Annotated in this window: 15 protein-coding genes; 6 read left to right on the top strand and 9 right to left on the bottom strand. The window is 69.5% G+C overall.

The genetic code is table 11. The annotated features are described in order from the left end of the window. Nucleotides 1-199 precede the first annotated feature (199 nt). From J2S76_RS21450 to hemC, 4 genes are all read right to left on the bottom strand, one after another. The gene (locus tag J2S76_RS21450; RefSeq protein ID WP_307063911.1) at nucleotides 200-1,828 is read right to left on the bottom strand and encodes a heme biosynthesis protein HemY; all 1,629 of its coding nucleotides are present in this window, start codon (nucleotides 1,826-1,828) and stop codon (nucleotides 200-202) included. Beyond that, nucleotides 1,825-3,276, bottom strand: coding sequence for a COG4223 family protein (locus J2S76_RS21445; RefSeq protein ID WP_307063909.1), 1,452 nt, complete (start codon nucleotides 3,274-3,276; stop codon nucleotides 1,825-1,827). Before J2S76_RS21445 ends, J2S76_RS21450 begins: the two co-directional genes overlap by 4 nt. 94 nt (nucleotides 3,277-3,370) lie before the next feature. After that, nucleotides 3,371-4,072 (bottom strand): uroporphyrinogen-III synthase, encoded by a 702-nt coding sequence (locus J2S76_RS21440; RefSeq protein ID WP_307063908.1) that lies wholly within the window; start codon nucleotides 4,070-4,072, stop codon nucleotides 3,371-3,373. An 11-nt stretch (nucleotides 4,073-4,083) separates the two neighbouring features. Beyond that, nucleotides 4,084-5,013 (bottom strand): hydroxymethylbilane synthase, encoded by a 930-nt coding sequence (hemC, locus tag J2S76_RS21435; protein ID WP_307063906.1) that lies wholly within the window; start codon nucleotides 5,011-5,013, stop codon nucleotides 4,084-4,086. 178 nt (nucleotides 5,014-5,191) lie between these two features. Here hemC and tsaD point away from each other — a divergent pair, with 178 nt between their 5' ends. From tsaD to acs, 5 genes are all read left to right on the top strand, one after another. After that, on the top strand, nucleotides 5,192-6,355 hold the full coding sequence (gene tsaD / locus J2S76_RS21430) for a tRNA (adenosine(37)-N6)-threonylcarbamoyltransferase complex transferase subunit TsaD (RefSeq protein ID WP_307063904.1): 1,164 nt from the start codon (nucleotides 5,192-5,194) through the stop codon (nucleotides 6,353-6,355). Next, entirely contained in the window at nucleotides 6,355-7,344 is a 990-nt protein-coding gene (locus J2S76_RS21425) for an NAD(P)H-dependent glycerol-3-phosphate dehydrogenase (protein ID WP_307063903.1), read from the top strand. Before tsaD ends, J2S76_RS21425 begins: the two co-directional genes overlap by 1 nt. Nucleotides 7,345-7,525: 181 nt before the next feature. Then, nucleotides 7,526-7,945: an EVE domain-containing protein gene (locus J2S76_RS21420; RefSeq protein ID WP_307063901.1), complete on the top strand. Its 420-nt coding sequence runs from the start codon at nucleotides 7,526-7,528 to the stop codon at nucleotides 7,943-7,945. Further along, nucleotides 7,942-8,607 (top strand): class I SAM-dependent methyltransferase, encoded by a 666-nt coding sequence (locus tag J2S76_RS21415; protein ID WP_307063899.1) that lies wholly within the window; start codon nucleotides 7,942-7,944, stop codon nucleotides 8,605-8,607. Before J2S76_RS21420 ends, J2S76_RS21415 begins: the two co-directional genes overlap by 4 nt. Nucleotides 8,608-8,900: 293 nt before the next feature. Further along, nucleotides 8,901-10,859 (top strand): acetate--CoA ligase, encoded by a 1,959-nt coding sequence (gene acs, locus J2S76_RS21410; RefSeq protein WP_307063897.1) that lies wholly within the window; start codon nucleotides 8,901-8,903, stop codon nucleotides 10,857-10,859. 274 nt (nucleotides 10,860-11,133) lie between these two features. Here the strand turns inward: acs and J2S76_RS21405 are convergent, their stop codons facing one another. Next, complete coding sequence (locus J2S76_RS21405) at nucleotides 11,134-15,987, bottom strand: NAD-glutamate dehydrogenase (RefSeq protein ID WP_307063895.1); 4,854 nt, start codon at nucleotides 15,985-15,987, stop codon at nucleotides 11,134-11,136. 251 nt (nucleotides 15,988-16,238) lie between these two features. Here J2S76_RS21405 and J2S76_RS21400 point away from each other — a divergent pair, with 251 nt between their 5' ends. Continuing rightward, complete coding sequence (locus tag J2S76_RS21400) at nucleotides 16,239-16,949, top strand: OmpW/AlkL family protein (RefSeq protein ID WP_307063893.1); 711 nt, start codon at nucleotides 16,239-16,241, stop codon at nucleotides 16,947-16,949. 205 nt (nucleotides 16,950-17,154) lie between these two features. Here J2S76_RS21400 and J2S76_RS21395 read toward each other — a convergent pair whose 3' ends face one another. From J2S76_RS21395 to J2S76_RS21380, 4 genes are read right to left on the bottom strand one after another with little or no spacing between them, the layout of a single operon-like run. Next, complete coding sequence (locus tag J2S76_RS21395; RefSeq protein ID WP_307063891.1) at nucleotides 17,155-18,132, bottom strand: LysR family transcriptional regulator; 978 nt, start codon at nucleotides 18,130-18,132, stop codon at nucleotides 17,155-17,157. A gap of 7 nt (nucleotides 18,133-18,139) precedes the next feature. Continuing rightward, nucleotides 18,140-19,051: an HpcH/HpaI aldolase/citrate lyase family protein gene (locus tag J2S76_RS21390; RefSeq protein ID WP_307063890.1), complete on the bottom strand. Its 912-nt coding sequence runs from the start codon at nucleotides 19,049-19,051 to the stop codon at nucleotides 18,140-18,142. Beyond that, nucleotides 19,048-20,253 (bottom strand): CaiB/BaiF CoA transferase family protein, encoded by a 1,206-nt coding sequence (locus J2S76_RS21385; protein ID WP_307063888.1) that lies wholly within the window; start codon nucleotides 20,251-20,253, stop codon nucleotides 19,048-19,050. The genes J2S76_RS21390 and J2S76_RS21385 overlap by 4 nt, the downstream gene beginning before the upstream one ends. 10 nt (nucleotides 20,254-20,263) lie before the next feature. Beyond that, the gene (locus tag J2S76_RS21380) at nucleotides 20,264-21,397 is read right to left on the bottom strand and encodes a zinc-binding dehydrogenase (protein ID WP_307063886.1); all 1,134 of its coding nucleotides are present in this window, start codon (nucleotides 21,395-21,397) and stop codon (nucleotides 20,264-20,266) included. Nucleotides 21,398-21,400: the final 3 nt, after the last annotated feature.

Below are 21,400 nucleotides of genomic sequence, written 5' to 3'. Positions count from 1 at the left end.
GTACTCCGGCCGCACCTGTACCCTCCGGCCGCTGGACGAGCGGCCGGTTTCTGACCGGGCACCTCTACGGGGAAAATAGCGCGCCGCTTGGCGCGCTTTTTTTTGCGCTTTTCAGGTCTTTGCGCTTTCGACGGACCGACCGCCACCTTTGAGGGCGAGCACGCGGCCCCGCCCTCAAAGGCGGCGGCCGCGCGCGGCCTCACATATAGGGCCCGCGCGGCACCGCGCCGGGCTCGTCGGCGAAAGGCGCGCCGGGGCCGGGATCATCCGGCAGATGCGGCATCGCCACCACAGGCGTCGCCAGCGCGGCCAGCTGGGGCGACGCCTTCGCCGCCACCTTCTCCGGCTCCGCCTTGCCCCCGGCCTCCGGCGTCACGCTTGCCAGCGTCGCATTGGCCGGCGCCAGATGTGCCGGCGCAAGGCTCGCCGAGCCGCCAGACGCCGACAGATCGACCACTGGCCCCTCCGCGACAGGCGGGCGGCTCTCGATGGCGGCGGCGATCGCCAGCTTCACCCGCTCCGCCTCGTTCTCCAGCATCGGCGTCGTGGCGAGGCCGGGCGGCAGCTTCCATTCATAGGCGTCGAGCCGCCCGCTGACCGGGGAGATCGGGCCCCAGGCCTCGGCCACCACGCCATCGGCCACCCAGGCGGGGTCGCGCTGGGCGCGCACGGCGCGGGCGGTCCATTCGCGGGCCTTGCCGACATCGCCATGCTCGCCCGCTTCCAGCTCCGCCATCAGCAGGCAGGCGCGCTGGGTCGGCGCCACCAGCAGCGGCGCCAGCGCCGTGCGGGCCACGTCGAAATCCTGCGCGTCGAGCGCGGCGCGGGCCAGCGCCATGGCGCTTTCCGGGTGGGCCGGCTGATAGGCGGTAAGGGTGCGCACCCGCTTCAGCCGCTCGCGCGAGGCATCGCCCGGCCGCAGGTGCAGATAGGCGTCGGCGAGGTCGGGATGCGGGGTCGCCGCATAGGCGGCTTCGAGGATCTTCGCCGCCTTGCGCACATCGCCGGCCGCACCGAGCAGGCGTCCGGCAATATCGGCCGCCGGCACCAGCGTGGGGGCGAGGCGCGCAGCTTCCTGCGCCTTATCCCGCGCGCTGGCGGGGTCGGAAAGCTCGATCGCCTGCGCCTGTGCCGCCAGCAGCACGGCGCGCCGGCGCCGATGGGTCGCCCGGTCGAGCGCGCCATGCGCCGCCTCGCGCTCCAGCATCGCCAGCGCCCCGGCGAAATCGCCATTGAGGCAGCGCGCTTCGATCACCGCGTCGGCGGCCCAGGCGAGGCCGGGCTCGTGCCGGGCCGCTTCCTCCGCCGCCTGCAGGGCGGCGCTCTGGTCGCCGCGCCGGCGCGCTTCCACATGCAGGCCGCGCAGGCCGAGCAGGCGCGTGCCGGAGGCCTCGGTCATCGAGCGGAACACCGCTTCGGCGCCGGCGGCATCGCCGGAAAGCTGCGCCGCCTGCGCCGCCAGCAGCTTGCTGAGCGGTTCCTCGCCCAGCAAGCGCTGGGCGTCATTGGCCGCCCGGCGGGCGCCCACGGCGTCGCCGGAGCCCACCGCGACAAGGCCGCGCGTCACCGCCGCCCAGCCGCGATTGCGGCGCCGGTTGCGCCAGGAATGGGCGATGGTGTCGGGCGAGCGCACGATCAGCCGCAGCAGCGTCCACAACAGGATCACCGCCGCCAGCAGAGCCAGCAGGGCGCTGGCCGCGACCAGAATGCTGGTCTCGACCTGCCAGCCCTGCCAGTCGATCACCACCGCGCCCGGCCGGTCCGCCAGCCAGGCGATGCCGAAGGCCAAGAGGGCGACGACGAGGAGATAGACGACGAGCCGGATCACTGGCTTCCTCCCGCGAGAGTGGCGAGCACGCGCCGATGCAGCTCGGCGAGGGTGGCGAGCGCCGCCTGCCGGGCGTCCAGCGCGGCGAGCACGGGCTGGACGGCGGTGCGCTCGGCCTCGGGAAGCGCGGCGAGAACCGCCCGCGCGCCCTCGAAATCCCCCTGCGCCAGCGCGGTCTCGGCCCGGGCGATGTCGGGCGATGCCGCCGCCTCGTCCGAACGACGGATGGTGACGAGCTTCTGCGCGCCCTTCAGCAGGGTGGCGACAACTCCCTCATCCGCGGCCGTGCCGGGCGCGTCCGTCGCCGGGGTGGGCGCGGTGGCGGCGCGCAATTGCGCGGCCAGCGCTGGGCCGGAGGCGAAGCCGGTGGCAGCGGAAGCCTCGAGCGCCGCCAGCGGCGCCGCGTCCCCGGCCAGCAGCGCCTGCGCCGCCTTCAGTTCGGTGGCGAAGGGGCCGCCGGCGAGGATCGCCTCGCGCAGCGTGCCCAGCACCACGAGCTGCGCCGTGCCCTGCCCACTGGCGCGCTGCGCGGCGGTGGCAGCCGCGAGCTTGCCTTCCAGCGCGTCGAGGCGGGCGGTGGCGGCATTGAGAGCTTCGGGCGAAGCGGCCGGGGCCGGCGCGGGAAGCGCGCTCACCTTCTGCTCCAGCGCCTCCACCTGGCCCTTCACCGCCGCGACATCGTCCGGCGAGGCGGCAGGCGCCGCCGCAGTGGCCGGGACCGCCGGCAAGGCGTCGACCTTGGAGCCGAGCGCGTTCAGCCCGCTCTCCAGCGCATCGAGCCGGGTCGCCAGCTCGGCGGGAGCATTGAGGCCGGCAGCCGGCGCCTCGCCAGCGCGGGCCTCCAGCAGCTCCACCCGCTGGCGCAGATCCAGTGCCCGCGCCTCAAGCTCGGTGATCGCGTCGACGTTCTCCTCGGCGCCATAGAAGGTCGACACCACGCCCAGCGCGAAGGCGCCGCCGATCAGGCCGGAGAGCAGCGCGACAAAAAGCGTGCCGACAAGGCCAAGCGGACGCTTCGGACTCGGCTCGGCCGGCGGGGGCACGGGATGAACGGGCGGCGGCACGTCGGCCGTCTCGCCCTTCGCGCTCCCCGTCTCGCCGGTAGCGTCGAGCACCGGCACCTCGTCGGTGGCGGCAGCAGCATCGGGCTTCAGCGTCTCGGGGGGCATGTCGGGGGATGTATCCGGCTTGGAGGCGTCCGATTTGGAGGCGTCCGGCAGGGCGTCGCCTGCCTTGGAGGTGTAGGATTTGGACGTGTCGGGTGTGGAATCGTCCGGCGCGGAAGCCTTTGGCCCGGCAGGCACCACAGGCTCATTGGTCGCCGCCTCGTCGGAAACGGGCGTCACTTCCCGAGCGGAAAGGTCGAGCGTCGGCGGCCGGCGGCGCGCGGGCTTGCCCCCGGCCTCGACCTTGTCCTCGGCACCTTTTTTGGGATCGTCTGTCGCCACGTCCTTACCTCTACCTTGATAAAGCGCCGGGCCGGCCCTTGTTCCGGGATAGACCGCCTGTCCCTGCGCCGCAACCTCGGGAGACTGCGATGGCCTACCCGTTCAGGAGATCGAACAGGCCCTCTTCCGTCGGCGCGGCGGCGATCCGGGTCGGCCAACCGGCCGCCGCCAGCGGCTTCGCCACATTGGCAGAGAAGCACAGATGCACGACATGGCGGAAATACGTCGCCACACCGGCCGCCTCCGCCCGGTCGGCAAGGGTGGCGGCGGTACGCGGCGAGAAGTGGAAGGCCGCGTCGATCCGTCCCTCCCGCACCGCCGCCACCGTCGCGGGCGCCAGCGCCTGCGCCGGGACGGTGCGGTAGATCACGAAAAGTTCGGTGGAAATGCCGTCACCCGCCAGCACCGCGCCGAGATCGACCGCCCGCTCCTCGCCCGCGACATAAAGCAGCCGGGCGCCCGCGGGCAGCTTGGCGCGCAGCAGTTCGGCCAGCGCCGCACCGTCGCCCCCGGCGACATGAACCGTGCCGAACGCCGCCGGCGCCGCCGCCGCCGTGCGCCGGCCGACGGCATAAAGCGGCAGCCCCGCCAGCGCCGGCAGTTCCGGGCGGGCCCCCAGCAGGCGGGCACCATTGACGCTGGTCAGTGCCACCGCGTCGAAGGCCCCCGGCGGCAGGACGGCCGCCACCGCCTCCACCGCGAGCAGGGGATCGACCAGCGCGCCATGCCCGGCGGCATCAAGCCGCGCGGCGGTGGCCTGCGCGTCCGGCTGTGGCCGTGTCACCAGCACCCGCATGTCACGCACCGTCAATGCGGGAGAAGTTCGGGCGGCACTAAAGCGCGCATCTCCTGCCCTGCGGCGATGCCGAGCTCCAGCGCGCGGTTGCGCGGCCCATAGCGCACGATCTCGTAATAGCGCGCGCCATCGGGCGAGAGCACGGCGCCGCGAAAGCGGATCTCATCGCCCTCCAGCTGCGCCAACCCGCCGATCGGCGTGCGGCAGGAACCGTCGAGCTGGCCGAGATAGGCCCGCTCCACCCGCAGCGCCAGCCCGGTGGCCGGGCACGCCACCGGCACCACAAGCGCGTCCACCGCGATATCGCCGAAGCGAGTCTCGATCGCCACCGCCCCCTGCCCGACAGCCGGGAGGAAGTCAGCCGTCTCCAGCACCGAGCTGACCCTGTCGGCGAGGCCGAGGCGGTTCAGCCCGGCATAGGCGAGCAGCGTGCCGTCGAACTCGCCGCTCTCCACCTTTGCGAGGCGGGTGTGCACATTGCCGCGCAGCAGCGAGACATGAAGGTCAGGCCGCAGCCGGCGCAGCTGCGCCTCGCGCCGCAGCGAGGCGGTGCCCACCCTCGCCCCCGGCTTGAGGTCGCGCAGCGCCACGCCCTCGCGCAGGATCAGCGCGTCGCGCACATCCGCGCGCGGGAGATAGCCGACCAGGTGCAGGCCGTCCGGCAGGCGGGTCGGCATGTCCTTGGCTGAATGCACGGCGAGGTCGATGCGCCGGTCGAGCAGCGCCTCCTCAAGCTCCTTGGTGAACAGCCCCTTGCCGCCGGCCTCCGACAGCGCCCGATCGGTGATGGCATCGCCGGTGGTGCGGATCACCTGCACCTCCACGGCCTCGTCCGGCCAGCGATGGGCCTTGAGCAGCGCGTCGCGCACCGCATGCGCCTGCCAGAGCGCCAGCGGGCTGCCGCGCGTGCCGAGCCGAAGTTTGGGAAGCGATTGCGTCATGCCGTCCTGCGGTGCTAGTGGGTAAAATCCGGCAGCTGAAATTCAGATGTCGGGTTTTTGGCCACAATATCAATATTTTGTGGCCCGACATGGCCGTATCATTGCGAAGCCGGATGATACCGTCGGGCCACAAGCGGTTCGGTGCCGGCTCAATTCACTGTCCAACCCCGTAAAGTCAATGCGCGATCTTCTCCTGCTCGGGATCGAGACCACCTGCGATGAAACCGCCGCTGCGGTGGTGCGCCGGCGCGCCGATGGCACCGGCACCATCCTGTCCAACATCGTCCATTCCCAGACCGAGGACCATGCCGAATATGGCGGCGTGGTGCCGGAGATTGCCGCCCGCGCGCATGTCGAGGTTCTCGACCATCTGATCGCGCGCGCCCTGCGCGCCGCCGGGCTGAGCCTCGGCGAGGTCGACGGCATCGCCGCGGCCGCCGGCCCGGGGCTCATCGGCGGCGTCATCGTCGGCCTCACCACCGCCAAGGCGCTGGCGCTGGCGGCGAAGAAGCCGCTGATCGCCGTCAATCATCTGGAAGCGCATGCGCTGACCGCGCGCCTCACCGACAAGGTGCCCTTCCCCTTCCTGCTGCTTCTGGTCTCGGGCGGACACACCCAGCTGGTCGCCGTCACCGGCATCGGCGACTATGCCAAGCTCGGCGGCACCATTGACGACGCGGTCGGCGAGGCCTTCGACAAGACCGCCAAGATGCTCGGCCTGCCCTATCCCGGCGGCCCGGCGGTGGAACGGGCGGCGCTGAAGGGCGACCCCGGCCGCTTCGCCCTGCCCCGCCCGCTGCACGGCAAGCCGGTGCCCGATTTCTCGCTCTCCGGCCTCAAGACCGCCGTACGCATCGAGGCGCTGAAGATCGCCCCGCTGAGCGAGCAGGACGTGAACGATTTGTGCGCCTCCTTCCAGGCCGCCATCGTCGACATCCTGTCCGACCGCGTGCGCTGCGCCCTGCGGGTGATGCGGCAAAAGGCGCTGAAGCCTTCCGCGCTGGTGCTGGCCGGCGGCGTCGGCGCCAACCAGGCGGTGCGCCGGGCGCTGCACAAGGTGGCGGCCGATGGCGGCACCCGCCTCGCCGTGCCGCCGCCGGAACTATGCACCGACAATGGCGCGATGATCGCCTGGGCCGGGGCGGAACGGCTGGCGCGCGGCCTTTATGACGGGCTCGACGTCTCCCCCCGGGCCCGCTGGCCGCTGGCCGAGGTGGAAGCGGCCGCGCTCGCGGTCTCGGACAGCGCCCCGGAGGCGGAAGCAACCGACCCGGCGGCACCGGTCAACCCGGCGGCGGCTCTTCCGGCTCCCTCCTTTGGCCCGGCCGGGACCAGCGGCTGATGTCCGCGCGCTACGCCTCCATTGGAGTGGTCGGCGCCGGCGCCTGGGGCACCGCGCTGGCCAATGCCTGCGCCCGCGCCGGGCGCGAGGTGATGCTCTGGGGCCGCGACCGCGACCTCATCGCGGCGATGGCGCGCACCCGCAGCAACCCGGCGCATCTGCCGGGGGTCGTTCTCGCCGACGATGTCCGCCCGACCGCCGATCTCGCGGCGTTGGCGGGCATGGACGCCATCCTGCTTGTGGTGCCGGCGCAGGCGAGCCGAGCCGTCGCCGCCGAGCTTGCCCCGCATCTCGCCGCAGGAACCCCTGTTGTCACCTGCGCCAAGGGCATCGAGCGCGGCACCTCGCTGTTCATGACGCAGGTGCTGGGCGAGGCCTGCCCGCAGGCGGTTCCCGCCATCCTCTCCGGCCCCAGCTTCGCCGCCGATGTCGCGGCCGGCCTGCCGACCGCCGTCACCCTCGCCGCGCGCGACCCCGGCATGGCCGAGGCGCTGGCCACCGCGCTCGGCTCGTCCTCGTTCCGCCTCTACCACAGCGCCGATGTGCGCGGCGTCGAGATCGGCGGCGCGGCCAAGAATGTGCTGGCCATCGCCGCCGGCATCGTCGGCGGCCGAAAGCTCGGCGCCAGCGCCGGTGCGGCGCTGATCGCACGCGGCTTTGCCGAGTTGATGCGCTTCGGCAAGGCCTATGGCGCGCGGGCCGAGACGCTGACCGGCCTGTCGGGCCTCGGCGATCTCATCCTCACCTGCTCCACCGCGCAGTCGCGCAATTACGCGCTCGGCCTCAGCCTCGGCCAGGACGAGGGCCTGCACCCGCCGGGCAAGCTGGCGGAAGGCGCGCTCACCGCCAGCGTGCTGGTGGCGATGGCGCAGGCACGCGGCGTCGACATGCCGATCGCCCGCGCCGTCGAGGCGGTGTTGGCCGGGCGCAGCGATATCGAACAGGCGATCGGCTCGCTGCTGGCCCGCCCGCAGAAAGCGGAAGCGTGAGATGCGGTGGCCTCGGGGGGTTAGAGGCTCGTCATGGCCGGGCTTGACCCGGCCATCCACGCCTTCAATGAAGCGTGGTACCCGGCACGTCGTGGATCCCCGGGCCAAGCCCGGGGATGACGGCATTCTGGGTGTGGTTGATATTTGAACGAACCTCTCGGCGAGGTCACGGGGAGTGGAAATGGCGCACTGGCTCTACAAGTCCGAACCCTTCAAATGGTCCTGGGACCAGCAGGTCGCGGCCGGGGCCAAGGGGACGCATTGGGACGGGGTGCGCAACCACCTCGCCAAGCAGCAATTGCTCGCGATGAAGATCGGCGACCGGGGGTTCTTCTACCACTCGAACGAGGGCAAGGAGATCGTCGGCATCGTCGAGGTGATCCGCGAGGCCTATCCCGACCCCTCCGACCCCTCGGGCAAGTTCGTCATGGTCGATGTAAAGGCGGTCGAGGCGCTGAAGAACCCGGTGTCGCTGGCGGCGGTCAAGACAGAGCCGCGCCTCACCGAGATGGCGCTGATGAAATTCTCCCGCCTGTCGGTGCAGCCCGTCACCGACGCCGAATGGGACATTGTGCTGGAGATGGCGGACGGCACACGGTGACGCCCCGCGTCATCGCCGATCCCGACAGCTTCATCCGCACGGAGACGGCTCGCCTCGCCCCGCCGCTGGTGCCCGAGATCACCCTCCACCTCGCCACCGAATCGCTGCCGATCTGGCAGCGCACCGAGGAGGAGCTGGGCGAGATCGGCCTGCCGCCGCCTTTCTGGGCTTTCGCCTGGGCCGGCGGGCAGGCGCTCGCCCGCTACATTCTCGACCACCCGGAGACGGTGCGCGGCAAGCGCGTGCTGGATTTCGCCTCAGGCTCGGGCCTGGTCGGCATCGCGGCGATGAAGGCGGGCGCGGCCCATGTCGCCTGCGCCGACATCGACCCTTTCGCCCACGCCGCCATCGCGCTGAACGCCGCGCTGAACGAGGCCGATACTGTAACGGTGCTGACCACGGACGTGGTGGGCACGGCCGGCGGCTGGGACGTAGTGCTCGCCGGCGACATCGCCTATGAGCGCGACCTCGCGGAAAGGGTCTTCGCCTGGCTGGAAGCGCTCTCCGCGGGGGGCACCGATGTGTGGATCGGCGATCCCGGCCGCTCCTACCTGCCGCGCGACCGGCTGGAAAAGGTGGCCGACTATGCCGTGCCGGTGTCGCGCGAGCTGGAGGATGCGGAGATCAAGGCCACCAGCGTCTGGCGCCCGCGCCAGGGCTGAACGTCGGATATCCCCAGCCCGTCCTGCCGGGCACGCCGTCAGCCCGGGGTTCGGCCCGGAATCCACGACTTTCTCCCCCCTCCCTCACCCCCACCGAAGGCGGGGGGATGGCCTTGCCAAGCCCGGCCATGACGATGTTCCGGAGGGACCGCAGGCACGCCCGCGCCCTCCGCGCGACTACCTACCGACCAAAGTTGCGCGCGGCATCGGCTTGTCCAGCCGGGGCCGGCTCCCCATAATCCCGCCGAAGCAAGAGAGGGCGCACAGCGCCAGCCTGAAGGGGAAGAAACGCCATGTCCGATAAGATTTACGACGTGCCCGCGGAATGGGCCAAGCGCGCCTTCCTCGACGATCGCGCCTATCAGGCGAAGTACGAGGCCTCGCTGCGCGACCCGCAGGCCTTCTGGGCGGATGAGGGCAAGCGGATCGAATGGTTCGAGCCTTATACGGTGGTCAAGAACACCTCGTTCGATCCCGGCCATGTCTCTATCAAATGGTTCGAGGACGGCGTCACCAATGTCGCCTGGAACTGCATTGACCGGCATCTGCCGACCCGCGCCGACCAGGTCGCCATCATCTGGGAAGGCGACAACCCGTCCGAGCACCGGCACATCACCTATCAGGAGCTGCATGACGAGGTCTGCCGCTTCGCCAATGTGCTGCGCAACCGCAATGTGGAGAAGGGCGACCGCGTCACCATCTACATGCCGATGATCCCCGAGGCGGCCTATGCGATGCTCGCCTGCGCCCGGCTCGGCGCCATTCATTCCGTGGTGTTTGGCGGCTTCTCGCCGGACAGTCTTGCCAGCCGCATTCGCGACTGCGATTCGCGCGTCGTCATCACCGCCGACGAGGGCCTGCGTGGCGGCCGCAAGGTGCCGCTGAAGGCCAATGTCGACGCCGCGATCGCCAAGGTCACCGAGTTTGAGGTCGACCATGTCGTGGTGGTGCGCCGCACCGGCGGCACGGTCAACATGAAGCCCGGCCGCGATGTCTGGTACCATGAGGCCGCCGAGCTGGTGACGAGCCACTGCCCAGCCACGCCGGTGAACGCCGAGCACCCGCTGTTCATCCTCTACACCTCGGGCTCGACCGGCCTGCCCAAGGGCGTGCTGCACACCACGGGCGGCTATCTCGTCTATGCCGCGATGACGCACCAATATGTGTTCGACTACCACGAGGGCGACATCTACTGGTGCACCGCCGATATCGGCTGGGTCACCGGCCACAGCTACATCGTCTATGGCCCGCTCGCCAATGGCGCCACCACGCTGATGTTCGAGGGCGTGCCGAACTACCCGACCAATTCCCGCTTTTGGGAAGTGATCGACAAACACAAGGTCAACATCTTCTACACCGCCCCCACCGCCATCCGCGCCCTGATGCAGGGCGGCGACGCGCCTGTTAAGTCGACCAGCCGCGCCTCGCTGCGCCTGCTCGGCTCGGTGGGCGAGCCGATCAACCCGGAAGCTTGGGAATGGTATTACCGGGTGATCGGCGAGGAGCGCTGCCCCATCGTCGACACCTGGTGGCAGACCGAGACCGGCGGCATTCTCATCACCCCGCTGCCCGGCGCCACCAAGCTCAAGCCCGGCTCGGCCACCCGTCCCTTCTTCGGCATCATCCCGGAAGTGGTGGATGCGGAAGGCAACCCGCTCAGCGGCGCCTGCGAGGGCAATCTGGTGATCGCCGATTCCTGGCCCGGGCAGATGCGCACGGTCTATGGCGACCATGAGCGCTTCATGCAGACCTATTTCTCCACCTATCCCGGAAAATACTTCACCGGCGATGGCTGCCGGCGCGATGCCGACGGCTATTACTGGATCACCGGCCGCGTCGATGACGTCATCAACGTTTCCGGCCACCGCATGGGCACCGCCGAGGTGGAAAGCGCGCTGGTGGCCCACCCGAAGGTGTCGGAGGCGGCCGTGGTCGGCTATCCCCACGACATCAAGGGCCAGGGCATCTATGCCTATGTGACGCTGATGTCCGGCATCGAGCCGACCGAGGAGCTGCGCAAGGAGCTGGTGTCCTGGGTGCGGCAGGAAATCGGCCCGATCGCCTCGCCCGACCTGATCCAGTTCGCCCCCGGCCTGCCCAAGACCCGTTCCGGCAAGATCATGCGCCGCATCCTGCGCAAGATCGCCGAGGACGAGTTCGGCAATCTCGGCGACACCTCGACGCTCGCCGACCCGCATGTGGTGGACGACCTGATCTCTCACCGCCAGAACAAGAAGCACGCGGCGGTGTAGCCGGGTTCGAGCGGCGGCGGGGATCTGGCCAACCCGGCCGCCCGTCCGTCATCCCGGCCGAAGCGAAGCGGAGAGCTGGGAACGCTCTCCCCTTCGCAGCCGAGCCCGGACCGAACTGCTTCCGTCCGGGATGACGGCCCTGGGTGCGACCGCCGGCATCGCCGGGTTCGGCCATCGCTTTGGGAAGATGATTGCGAGCCGGCCGCGCCACACGCGGCCGGTCTTCGTTTGAAAGGGGCCCGCCGTGCCCGGGCGGCCGGCCGGAAGCGGCGTTCTAGCCCCGCACCAGGTCGCCGATCAGGCTGGCTGCCACCGAGAGCTTCGACACGCTGAGCCCCGAACCGGCGATTTCGTGCACGCCATTGCGCGCCCGCTCCACCACCTCGCCCCGCGCGCGTGCCCAGCTCGACACCCCGGCAACGCCGGCGCCATGCTCCTCGATCACCTCGGCGGTGAGCCGGCGCACCGCGCTCTCGAAAGCGGCGAGCGCCCTCTCCAGCGCCAGCCGGTCGTAATAGTCGCTCACCGAGAGGGTCCGCGCCGGGCCCAGGATGCGGTCGAGCCGGAACAGCAGCGCGACGGCGAAGAAGGTCACGGCCGCGTCGGCCAGCGGCGCCCGGGTGCGGTCGGCGATCAGCACGATGTCGGTGGCGCTCTCCACCGCCGGCAGCCGGGCGATGCGCCGCGCCAGCGCCTCGGGCACACCGGCCTGCGTCCACTGGTCGACGCGGGCATCGTGCAGCACCCGCGATTCCTCGGGCAGCAACTCGCGCACCGGCCCGGCGAGCACCTTCTCCACCGGGGCGATGCCGGCGGCGTAATGGCCGACCAGCTCGTCGAGATTGCGCCGGAGGTCGACATTGCGCAGGAACCAGATCGAGCGGTCGAGCAGCATGTCCTGCACGACGCCATAGAGGTCGAGCTGCACTGCGCCGGCGACCAGACCGTCCAGCGCGTCGATCTCGCGGTTGAGACCCGCGAGGCCGAAACCGTCGCGTACCACGGCGAAGGCCTTGGCGATGCTGTCGATGCCGGCCCCGGTCTCGTCCGTCAGCCGGGCGACGAAGGCCGGGCCGCCATGGTTGATCATCGCGTTGGACAGGCGGGTGGCGATGATGTCGCGCCGCAGCCGGTGGTGCTCGATGCCTTCCGGGAAATGCTCGCGCAGCTCGGCGGGGAAATAGGCTGCCAGCTCGCGCGCGAGATAGGGATCATCAGGCACGTCGGTGTCGATCAGGTCGGCCTGGGCGGAAAGCTTGGCATAGGCCAGCAGAACCGCCATTTCCGGCCGGGTGAGAGCCTCGCCCCGGCCGCGCCGCTCGTTCAACTCACTGTCGGAGGGCAGATATTCGACCGCGCGGTCGAGCAACCCGCGCCCTTCCAGCCGCTGCATCAGCCGCTGCAGGAAGCCGAGATCGTCGAGGCCGCGCATTTCGGCCAGCGAGAGCGCCAGCGTCTGCAGATAATTGTTGGCCAGCACCAGTGCGGCTACATCGCCGGTCATGCCGGCGAGCACCTGCGCCCGCGCCTGCGGGTCGAGCCGCCCCTCGCGCAGGGCGGGAGCCATGGCGATCTTGATGTTCACCTCGATATCGGAGGTGTTGACGCCGGCGGAATTGTCGATGGCGTCGGTGTTCAGCCGCACGCCCCGCCGTGCCGCCTCGATCCGCCCGCGCTGGGTGACGCCGAGATTGGCGCCCTCGCCGATCACCCGGGCCCGCACCTGGTTGCCGGCGATCCGCACGGCGTCATTGGCGCGGTCGCCCGCCTGCGCGTCGGTCTCGCTGGAGGCGCGCACATAGGTGCCGATGCCGCCGAACCACAGCAGGTCCACCGGCGCCCGCAGAATCGCGCTGATCACCTCGGAGGGGGAGGCCGAGCTCTTGTCGAAGCCCAGCACTTCGCGCATCGCCAGGGTCAGCGGAATGCTCTTGGCGGAGCGCGGGAACACGCCGCCGCCCGGCGAGATCAGCGACTTGTCATAGTCCTGCCAGCTGGAGCGCGGCAGCGCGAACAGCCGCTGGCGCTCGCGGAACGAGGCTTCCGGGTCCGGATTGGGATCGAGGAAGATGTCGCGATGGTCGAAGGCGGCGACCAGGCGGATCGTGTTTTCCAGGATCATGCCGTTGCCGAACACGTCGCCCGACATGTCGCCGACGCCGGCGACGGTGAAGGGCGTGCGGCGGATATCGACATCCATCTCGCGGAAATGCCGGCGCACCGCCTCCCAGGCGCCGCGCGCGGTGATGCCCATCGCCTTGTGGTCATAGCCGACCGAGCCGCCGGAGGCGAAGGCGTCGCCCAGCCAGAAACCGCGCTGCAGCGAGAGTGCGTTGGCGGTGTCGGAGAAGGTCGCCGTGCCCTTGTCGGCAGCCACCACGAGATAGGGGTCGTCCTCGTCGTGCCGCACCGTGTGCGCGGGATGGACGGTACGGCCGTCCTCGATATTGTCGCTCACGTCCAGCAGGCTGGAAATGAACAGCTTGTAGGCCTCGACACCCTCGGCCTGAATGGCCTCGCGCGGGCCGGCGGGGAGCTGCTGGGGCACGAAGCCGCCCTTGGCGCCCACCGGCACGATGACGGCGTTCTTCACCTGCTGCGCCTTGACGAGGCCCAGCACCTCGGTGCGGAAATCCTGCGGCCGGTCGGACCAGCGCAGGCCGCCGCGCGCGACGCGGCCGAAGCGCAGATGAATGCCCTCGACGCGCGGCGACTGCACGAAGATCTCGAACAGCGGGCGCGGCTGCGGCAGACCGTCGACCTCAGCGCTCAAGAACTTGATGGCGATGGTCGGCCGGTGGCCGCCCTGCGCCCCGCGCTGGAAGAAATTGGTCCGCACCGCCGCACCCACGAGGTTGGCGAAGCGGCGCAGGATGCGGTCCTCGTCGAGGCTCGGCACATCGGCCAGAGCGGTCTCGATCGCGGCGCGCAATTCCTCCTGCCGCTCCGCCCGACGCTCGCTGTGGTCGGGGTCGAAGCGGGCATGGAACAGCGCGACAAGCTTCTGCGCGAGGGCGGGATGGGCGTTCAGCGTCTGCCAGAGATAGTCCTGGCTGAAAGGAATGCCGACCTGACGGAGATAGCGCCCCAGCGCCCGCAGCAGCGCGATGTCGCGCCAGCCGAGCAGGGCGTTCAGCGCCAGCGCGTTGAAGCCATCGCTCTCGCCGCCGCGCAGCACCGCCATCAGCGTCGCGTGCAGCCGCGGGCCCAGCTTGTCCAGCGGGATATCGCCGCCGCCGCGCCGCGACAGCAGCATGTCGTGCAGATAGACCGGCGCGCCGCCGGCCGGCTTCAGCGTGAAGGTGCGCTCGTCGATGACGACGAAGCCCATCGATTCGAGCAGCGGCACCCGCTCGGAGAGCAGGCGCGGCACCTTGTAGCTGAACACCTTGAGCGAGACCCGCCCACGTTCGCGCAGCGCCGAGGGCCGGAAATCCGCCGCAACCGGGCTCGCATCGCTGAGATCCTCGATAAGGCGCAGATCGTCGATCGCCTCGGCCGGCATCGACGCCGCCTGGTAGCCGGCGGGGAACGCCTTGGCGTAGCGCTCCATCAGTTCGCTCGCCTTGCTGGCGGGCACCGTGGCGGCCAGCGCCTCGGCAAAGCCATCGCCCCAGGTGCGGATGATGGCGCCGATCGCCTCCTCAAGCGTGGCACGATTGACGGTCGGCACCTCGCCGGGGCCGCGCTCGATGATGAAGTGGACGCGGATCAGCGGCCCTTCCAGGAACATCGGCCGGAAGGCGACGATCTGGCCGCCGAAGCTTCCTGCCAGCAGATGGCCGATCTTCTCGCGCACGTCGCTGTCGTAGCGCTCGCGCGGCACGAAGACGAGGATAGAGACGAAGCGGTCGAATCGCTCATTAAGCGCCAGCACCCGCACGCGCGGGTGCTCGTCGAGCTGAAGGATGGCGAGCGAGAACTGGTAGAGCGCGGTGGTGTCGATCTGGAACAGGTCGTCGCGGGGATAGGTCTCCAGCACCTTCACCAGCGCCCGGCCGGAATGGCTCTCGGGAGCGAAGCCGGCCCGCGCCAACACCGTGGCCGCCTTGCGCCGCAGCATCGGGATGGTGCGGACCGAACTCGTATAGGCGGTGGCGGTGAACAGCCCGGCGATGCACAGCCCGCCGACCACGCGCCCCTGCGAATCGTAGCGCTTGACCAGAACCACATCGATCCAGGCCCGCCGGTGGACATTGGACACGGCGCGCGACTTGGTGACGATCAGCGGGCTGGGATCGGCCAGCGCTTCGGCGAGATCGGTGCTGACGGTGCGCGGGTCGCCGGTCGGGCGGAACAGACGGAACTCCTCATCCGCCATCAGCCCCAGCGCGTCCTCCATCCGCCGCTCGAACACCGTCACCTTCGCGCCGCCGGGGGTGCCCGTGGCCTGGTAATGCCGGCAGCCGAGAAAGGTGAAACGCCCGGCCAGCAGCCATTCGAGGAAGGCGATCGCCTCTTCGCGGTCCTCGCGCGGCACCATGGCGGGGGCGAGGGTGAGATTGGTGACGGCGGCCCGCACCTGCGCCATCATCGGCTGCCAGGCGCCCACCACCACGCGCACCTGGTTCAGCACCAGGGTGAGTTCGTCGATCAGCGCGACGCGCCGGCCCTCATCCTCGATACGCGGGACGTGGATCTGGATCAGGCTTTCGCGCCGCATGCGGGCGCCGGCCGGCGTCTCGCCGGGGACGAGGCTTGTCACCTGCCCGGCTGCGTCGCGGTCCACGCCCATGATCGGGTGCACCACGAAGCTCGCCGTCAGGCCCTGGGCGTTGAGCGCGCCCATGACCGAATCAAGCAGGAAGGGCATGTCGTCATTGATGATCTCGATAACCGACACCCGGGCGAGCCGGTCGCCGCCCTCGGCGGGCTGGGGCTGTTCGATGCGGATGTCGGAACTGTCGCGCCGCCGGACCTTCAGATGGCCATAGGCGAGGCGCGCCAGGCCGGCGAGTTCGTGCGGGGTGTAGACACGGACATCCTCCGCCACCGCCCGACCGAACAAACCATGGGCAAACCGGGCCGGCACATCGCCGTCGGTCGCCTGCAGGATAAGGTCCGCCTGCTCGACGAGCTGGCGCGCGACGCGCTCGTCCTCGCTGGCCAGGAACCCTTCGACACCCATCATTTCCCCCCGCCGGATGCTGCGGGCCCCGCTTGGCCGCCCGCCCACCGGCTGTAGCCGATCGTTCTATTATACGTCTATTCTTCCCGCTGAAATGCCGGAACCGCCGTCGCTTCTCCTCCTGTTGCCGTCCGGTCACAGAAGGACAAGAGTATCGCCGGTTTGATCTCGATCAAGCTCAGGCCCGCCCTCTCCGCTCACCACTGGGGCCGCGCTCCGCACAGGGGCAAGGGAAACAAGGGGTTTGGGGCATGCCGTCCATCGGATCAACACTTCATCGTCTTTCCGCTCCGGCGGCGGGTCTGGCTCTTCTCGGCACGGTGCTGGCCGGCGCCCCGGCGCTGGCCGCCGACATCGCGGGCACGCCCCCGCTCGCCTACAAGGCCCCCGCGCCGGTGGTGGAGCAGAGCCCGTGGCAGATTCGCCTGCGCCTGCTCGGGGTCATCCCCGAGGATGACGGTTCGGTGCGGGGCATCAACGGCTCGAATCTCGACGTGTCCGACTCGGTGGTGCCGGAACTCGACATCACCTACTACTTCACCAAGAACTGGGCGGCCGAACTGATCCTCGGCGTCACGCCGCACGACATCAGCGGCGCGGGCTCGATCTCCAGCCTCAACAAGATCGGCGAAGTGTGGCTGCTGCCGCCGACCCTGACGCTGCAGTACCACTTCACCGATTTCGGCGCCTTCAAGCCCTATATCGGCGCCGGCATCAACTACACCTTCTTCTTCGACCAGAAGGCTTATTCGGCCGATTCGATCGACGTGAAGGACACGTTCGGCTGGGCGCTGCAGGCCGGCTTCGACTACATGTTCGACGAGCACTGGGGCTTCAACGTCGATGTGAAGAAGCTGTTCCTGAAGCCCGACTTCGACGTGGTGGTCGCCGGCCAGCCGCTGACCGGCAAAGCCAATCTCGACCCGTGGATCGTCGGCGTCGGCGTCACCTACCGCTTCTGAGACGGGGCCCCCGAGGGCCCTCGCCTGAAGGGCGATCATCACCCGAACGACGTAATGGCCGGGCTTGTCCCGGCCATTCACGTTTTGGGTCGTGGCCCGGCGCTCGCCCCGCGTGCAACGACCTGCATAAGGGGACCGCTCTCCATAATCCGCCCTCCCCTGGAATGCGAAGCAGCTCCGACCGCTCCCCGGCTCCGCGTGAGCGCTAGAAGCCTGCAGCGCCGTTCGGTACGCGCCGGGCTTTCCATTCGTCGGATGCGGCGGACGCCAGGAGTGTTTCCACCGCCAGCTGGGCTACGGCGAGGGTGGCGCGCGACGAGGGGCGGTTGAGGGGCGTGGCGAGATACACGGTGCGCCTGAAGCCGGGTTCGACGACCCGGAAGGTGTGGAGTTGCCCGTTATCCGCCGAACTCACCATCGAGCCGGGATGCCGGGCCGCCAGCGAGCAGATCGTGGCGCCATGCCCGCGACGGATGAGCGCGAAAATCTGTGGCGATGCATCGACTTCCATCACCACGTTGAGCGGCACGGAATGGCGTCGCGCCGTGGCCTCAACCAGAAGCCGAAGCCCATGCTCCGGACCTGGCATGACGAGACGCAGATGTCGGACATCGCGCATCCGAATCTCGCCCTTGTCGGTCAGATACGGGGCAATGGACGGCAGATCATAGGTGCCGACATAGAGGTCCTCTTCGGCGATCGCCTGCAGCGAGGCGCTCCGGTCATTGGCCGCGCCGCCGCCGAAGATGATGGCCGCGTCCAGCGTGCCTTCGCGCAGCCAGTTCGCGATGTATCCCGACATGCTCTCCACGACCCGCAGCCGAACCTGCGGCAGCCGCTCCAGGCAGGATTCGATCAGACGCACCGTCAGGAGTCCCACGAGCGAGCCGGGAACGCCAAAGCGGACGGTGCCGATCGGCGGTTTGTCGCGGCTGAGCATGCTCGCCTTGGCATCCTCCGCCTGCTTCAGGATGGCATAGGCGTGTGTCTGGAACTCGCGGCCCTGCTCGGTCAGCGTCAGCCCGCGTGCCCAGCGCTCGAACAGCACGGTGGCCAGTTCGTCCTCGAGATCCCTCAGCCGCGCGCTTAGCGAGGGCGAGCTCATATGGAGCACCTTGCCGGCGGCGGCCAGGGAGCCGGTCTCCGCTATCGTGACAAAAACCCTGAGATCGCGAAGGTCCATGGCACCGTCAGGCTTGCAGGGCGACCTCCGCCCTTTGCGCCTTCATGTGCGCCAACGCGTCGTTGCGGGCAAGGATGGCGCGTGCGCGATCGGCGACCGGCAGATCGACCATGGCGCCTCGATACGTCACGGCGCCGAGTCCTCTGGCCAGCGCCGCGTCGAAAACCTCCAGCGCGCCACTTGCCCAGTCGACTTCCGCCGGCGAGGGCGAGAACACCTCATTCATGATCGGCACCTGGCTTGGATGGATGCAGAAGCCGCCGGTAAAGCCCATTTCGCGAGCCTGGGTAATGGTGCGGCGGAACTTGGCGGTGTCGGCATAGTCCGCCACCGTGCCGACGAAACCGATGGGATGGATGCCGGCACTACGGGCGGCGACAACCGCCTGGGCATTGTGAATGTAGAGCGTATCGTAGGTCGGCGAGGCGCCGAGCGAGAGAGCGAGGTCCTCGGCGCCGACGATCATCCCCGCGATGCGAGGATGGGCGGCGGCGATGGACGCCATGTTGAGCAGTCCCTCTGCCGTTTCGATCATGACCACGAGCCTGGTATGGCCCACCTTCAAGCCGCGCTCGCGCTCCAACTCGTCGAGGATTTCGGCGATGGCGCGCACATGGGAGGCGTCCGGGACCTTGGGAAGTGTCAGGCAGCAGACATCGGGCCCAACCGACGCTTCGATATCGGCCAGCGCCTGCCGCCACGGCCGATTAATGCGCACGACCACATCCAGCCTCTGCCGGGCGAGGCGAGCGGCGGCCATCGGCACGGCAAGGCGAGCCTCGTCCTTTTGCGCGGGAGGAATGGCGTCCTCGAGGTCGAGTTGGATCGCATCGGCGCCACGCTCGGCGGCACGGGCGAGAAAGCGCTCATTGAGAACCGGAATGAAGAGCATGGAGCGCCATGCCGGAGCGGTATTCATGACGAAACCTCGACTGCCTTAAGGCGCGCACCGAATCCGAGTTCACGCCGGATTTCCTCATTGTGCTCGCCAATGTCCGGCGCCGGACGGCGGAAGGCCCCCGGCGTGACGGAAAAGCGGGGGATGATGTTGTGCATCGGCAGCGAGCCGAGATCGCGGTCCTCGACCTCGACGATGGCTTCGCGGCCGAGCACGAACGGGTGGTCCAGCAGGTCGGCGACCGAGCAGACCGGGCCGACCGTGACGCCGGCGGCCTCGAAGAGAGCGAGGTTGTCGGCCTGGCTTCGGGTGATGATGAACGCTGCAATGATGGCGTCGAGCGCATCGCGGTTGGCGACGCGGGCGGCGTTGTCGACGAAGCGCGGGTCCGCCTTCAGCTCGGGATGGCCGATGGTCTCGAAGATGCGCTCCGCCATGGACTGCATCGAGCCCGACATGGCGACATAGGCGCCGTCCGAGCACTGGTAGACATTGCGCGGCGCGGTGTGGGACGACTGGTTTCCCGCCCGCGGGGTCGGCGCGCCGGTGAGGCGGATCTGCGCCGCCTCGGCGCCGATCATGGCGTGGATCGGCTCGAACAACGACAGGTCGATCACCTGCCCCTTGCCGCCGCCCTGCTCGACCGAACGCAGCGCGGCGAGGATGGCGGCGGAGCCATAGAGGCCGGCGATCATGTCGGCCAGCGCCAGTGGCGGCAGGGTGGGCGGCTTGTCGGCATGGCCGTTCATGAAGGCCCAGCCAGACATCGCCTCCACCAGCGTGCCGAAGCCCGGCCGCAGCCGCCACGGCCCGGTCTGTCCCCAGCCGGAGACCCGGAGGATGACGAGGCCGGGGTTGCGGGCATGCAGCGCCTCGGGCCCAATGCCCCAGCGTTCCAGCGTGCCGGGCACGAAGTTCTCCACCAGCACCTGCGCGGTGTCGATGAGGCGCAGCAGCACCTCTCGCCCTTCTGCCTCATGGATATCGAGCGACATGCTGCGCTTGTTGCGCGCATAGACTTTCCAGAACACCTCGACGCCGTCGACCCGCCAGTTGCGCAGGTCGTCGCCCTTGCCGGGACGCTCGATCTTGATGACGTCCGCGCCGTAGTCCGCGAGGACATGCGTGGTCATGTTGCCGGCGACCAGCCGGGACATATCGACGATCCGCACGCCGTCGAGCGGCCCGCGCTGGTCTGGGGCGAAATGATGTGTATCGGCCATCGCTCGCCCCTCAATCCATCACGATGAGCGGCTTGATCTCTTCAAGCCGATGCATGCGATCGAGCGCTACGTTCACCTCGTCCAGCGTGTAGCGGCCGGTGATCATCTTGCCGAAGGGGATATGGTCGATATGCGCGGAGGCAAATTGCAGCGCCTTCCAGTAGGACTTCACGTCGCCCGAGAACGAGCCGAGCACGCGGATGTTCTTCTTGACGATGGTGGAGGGGCTGAAAGTGGTCGTGCCGGTGCCGAGCTGTCCGACGGTGAGATAGCGCCCGCCCTTGCGGACAATGTCCAGCCCCTGGCCGAAGGCGTCGGGAAAGCCGGTAAACTCCATCACAATGTCCGGCCCGCGCCCGTCGGTCAGGTCGCGCAGTCCCGCCACCCGCTCTTCATGGGTGGTTCCCTCGATAGTGAAGGTGTGGGTGGCCCCGAAATCCCTGGCGAGGGCGAGCCGGGCCTCCGGCGCGCCGATGACGCTGACCGTGCGCGCGCCGGCGACGCGGGCGACGGCCGCGGCCAATATGCCGAGCGGCCCCGCGCCCTGGATAGCGACATGTTCGGACGGATCGATGGGCCCGAGATTGTCGAAGGCGTTCATCACCGAACGAAAGGCGCAGCTGCAAAGGCTGGCGACGCCATCGTCGAGATTGTCCGGCACCCGCACCCGGCCGGATTCGGGCAGCACATAGCCATATTCCGAGAAGCCGCCGAGGAGATAGGGCGGTTTCTCGATGTTCTCGTACATATAGGCGCGGCGGTTCTCGCACAGAGTCGGCTGGCGGGCGACGGTGCAGTAGAAGCACTTGCCGCAGGCGGTGTGGGTCCACAGGATGCGGTCGCCGATGGCGAGTTTCTGGCCGACGCTGTCGCGCCCGGCGCCGTCGCCGATGGCGACCACGCGCCCGACCATCTCATGGCCGAGGATGATCGGCAGGTCGACGGTGAGCGAGAGATTGCCGCGCGAGAGGTGCACGTCGGTGCCGCAGATCGAGCAGGCCGTGGTGCGCACGATCAGCGCGCCCGGTTCCGGGGCCGGAGGGACGGGCACGCATTCGATCTTCACCGGCTCGCCGAACCGCCGGACGACCGCGGCGCGGGAGAATTCGGGAAGCGCGGTGATATCGCGGGTGTCACCAGACATGAG

The sequence above is a fragment of the Ancylobacter vacuolatus genome (assembly GCF_030813595.1).
Lineage (GTDB): Bacteria > Pseudomonadota > Alphaproteobacteria > Rhizobiales > Xanthobacteraceae > Ancylobacter > Ancylobacter vacuolatus.
The sequence above is the reverse complement of the archived record's forward strand: the minus strand, read 5'-3'. Positions and strand labels throughout refer to the sequence as shown.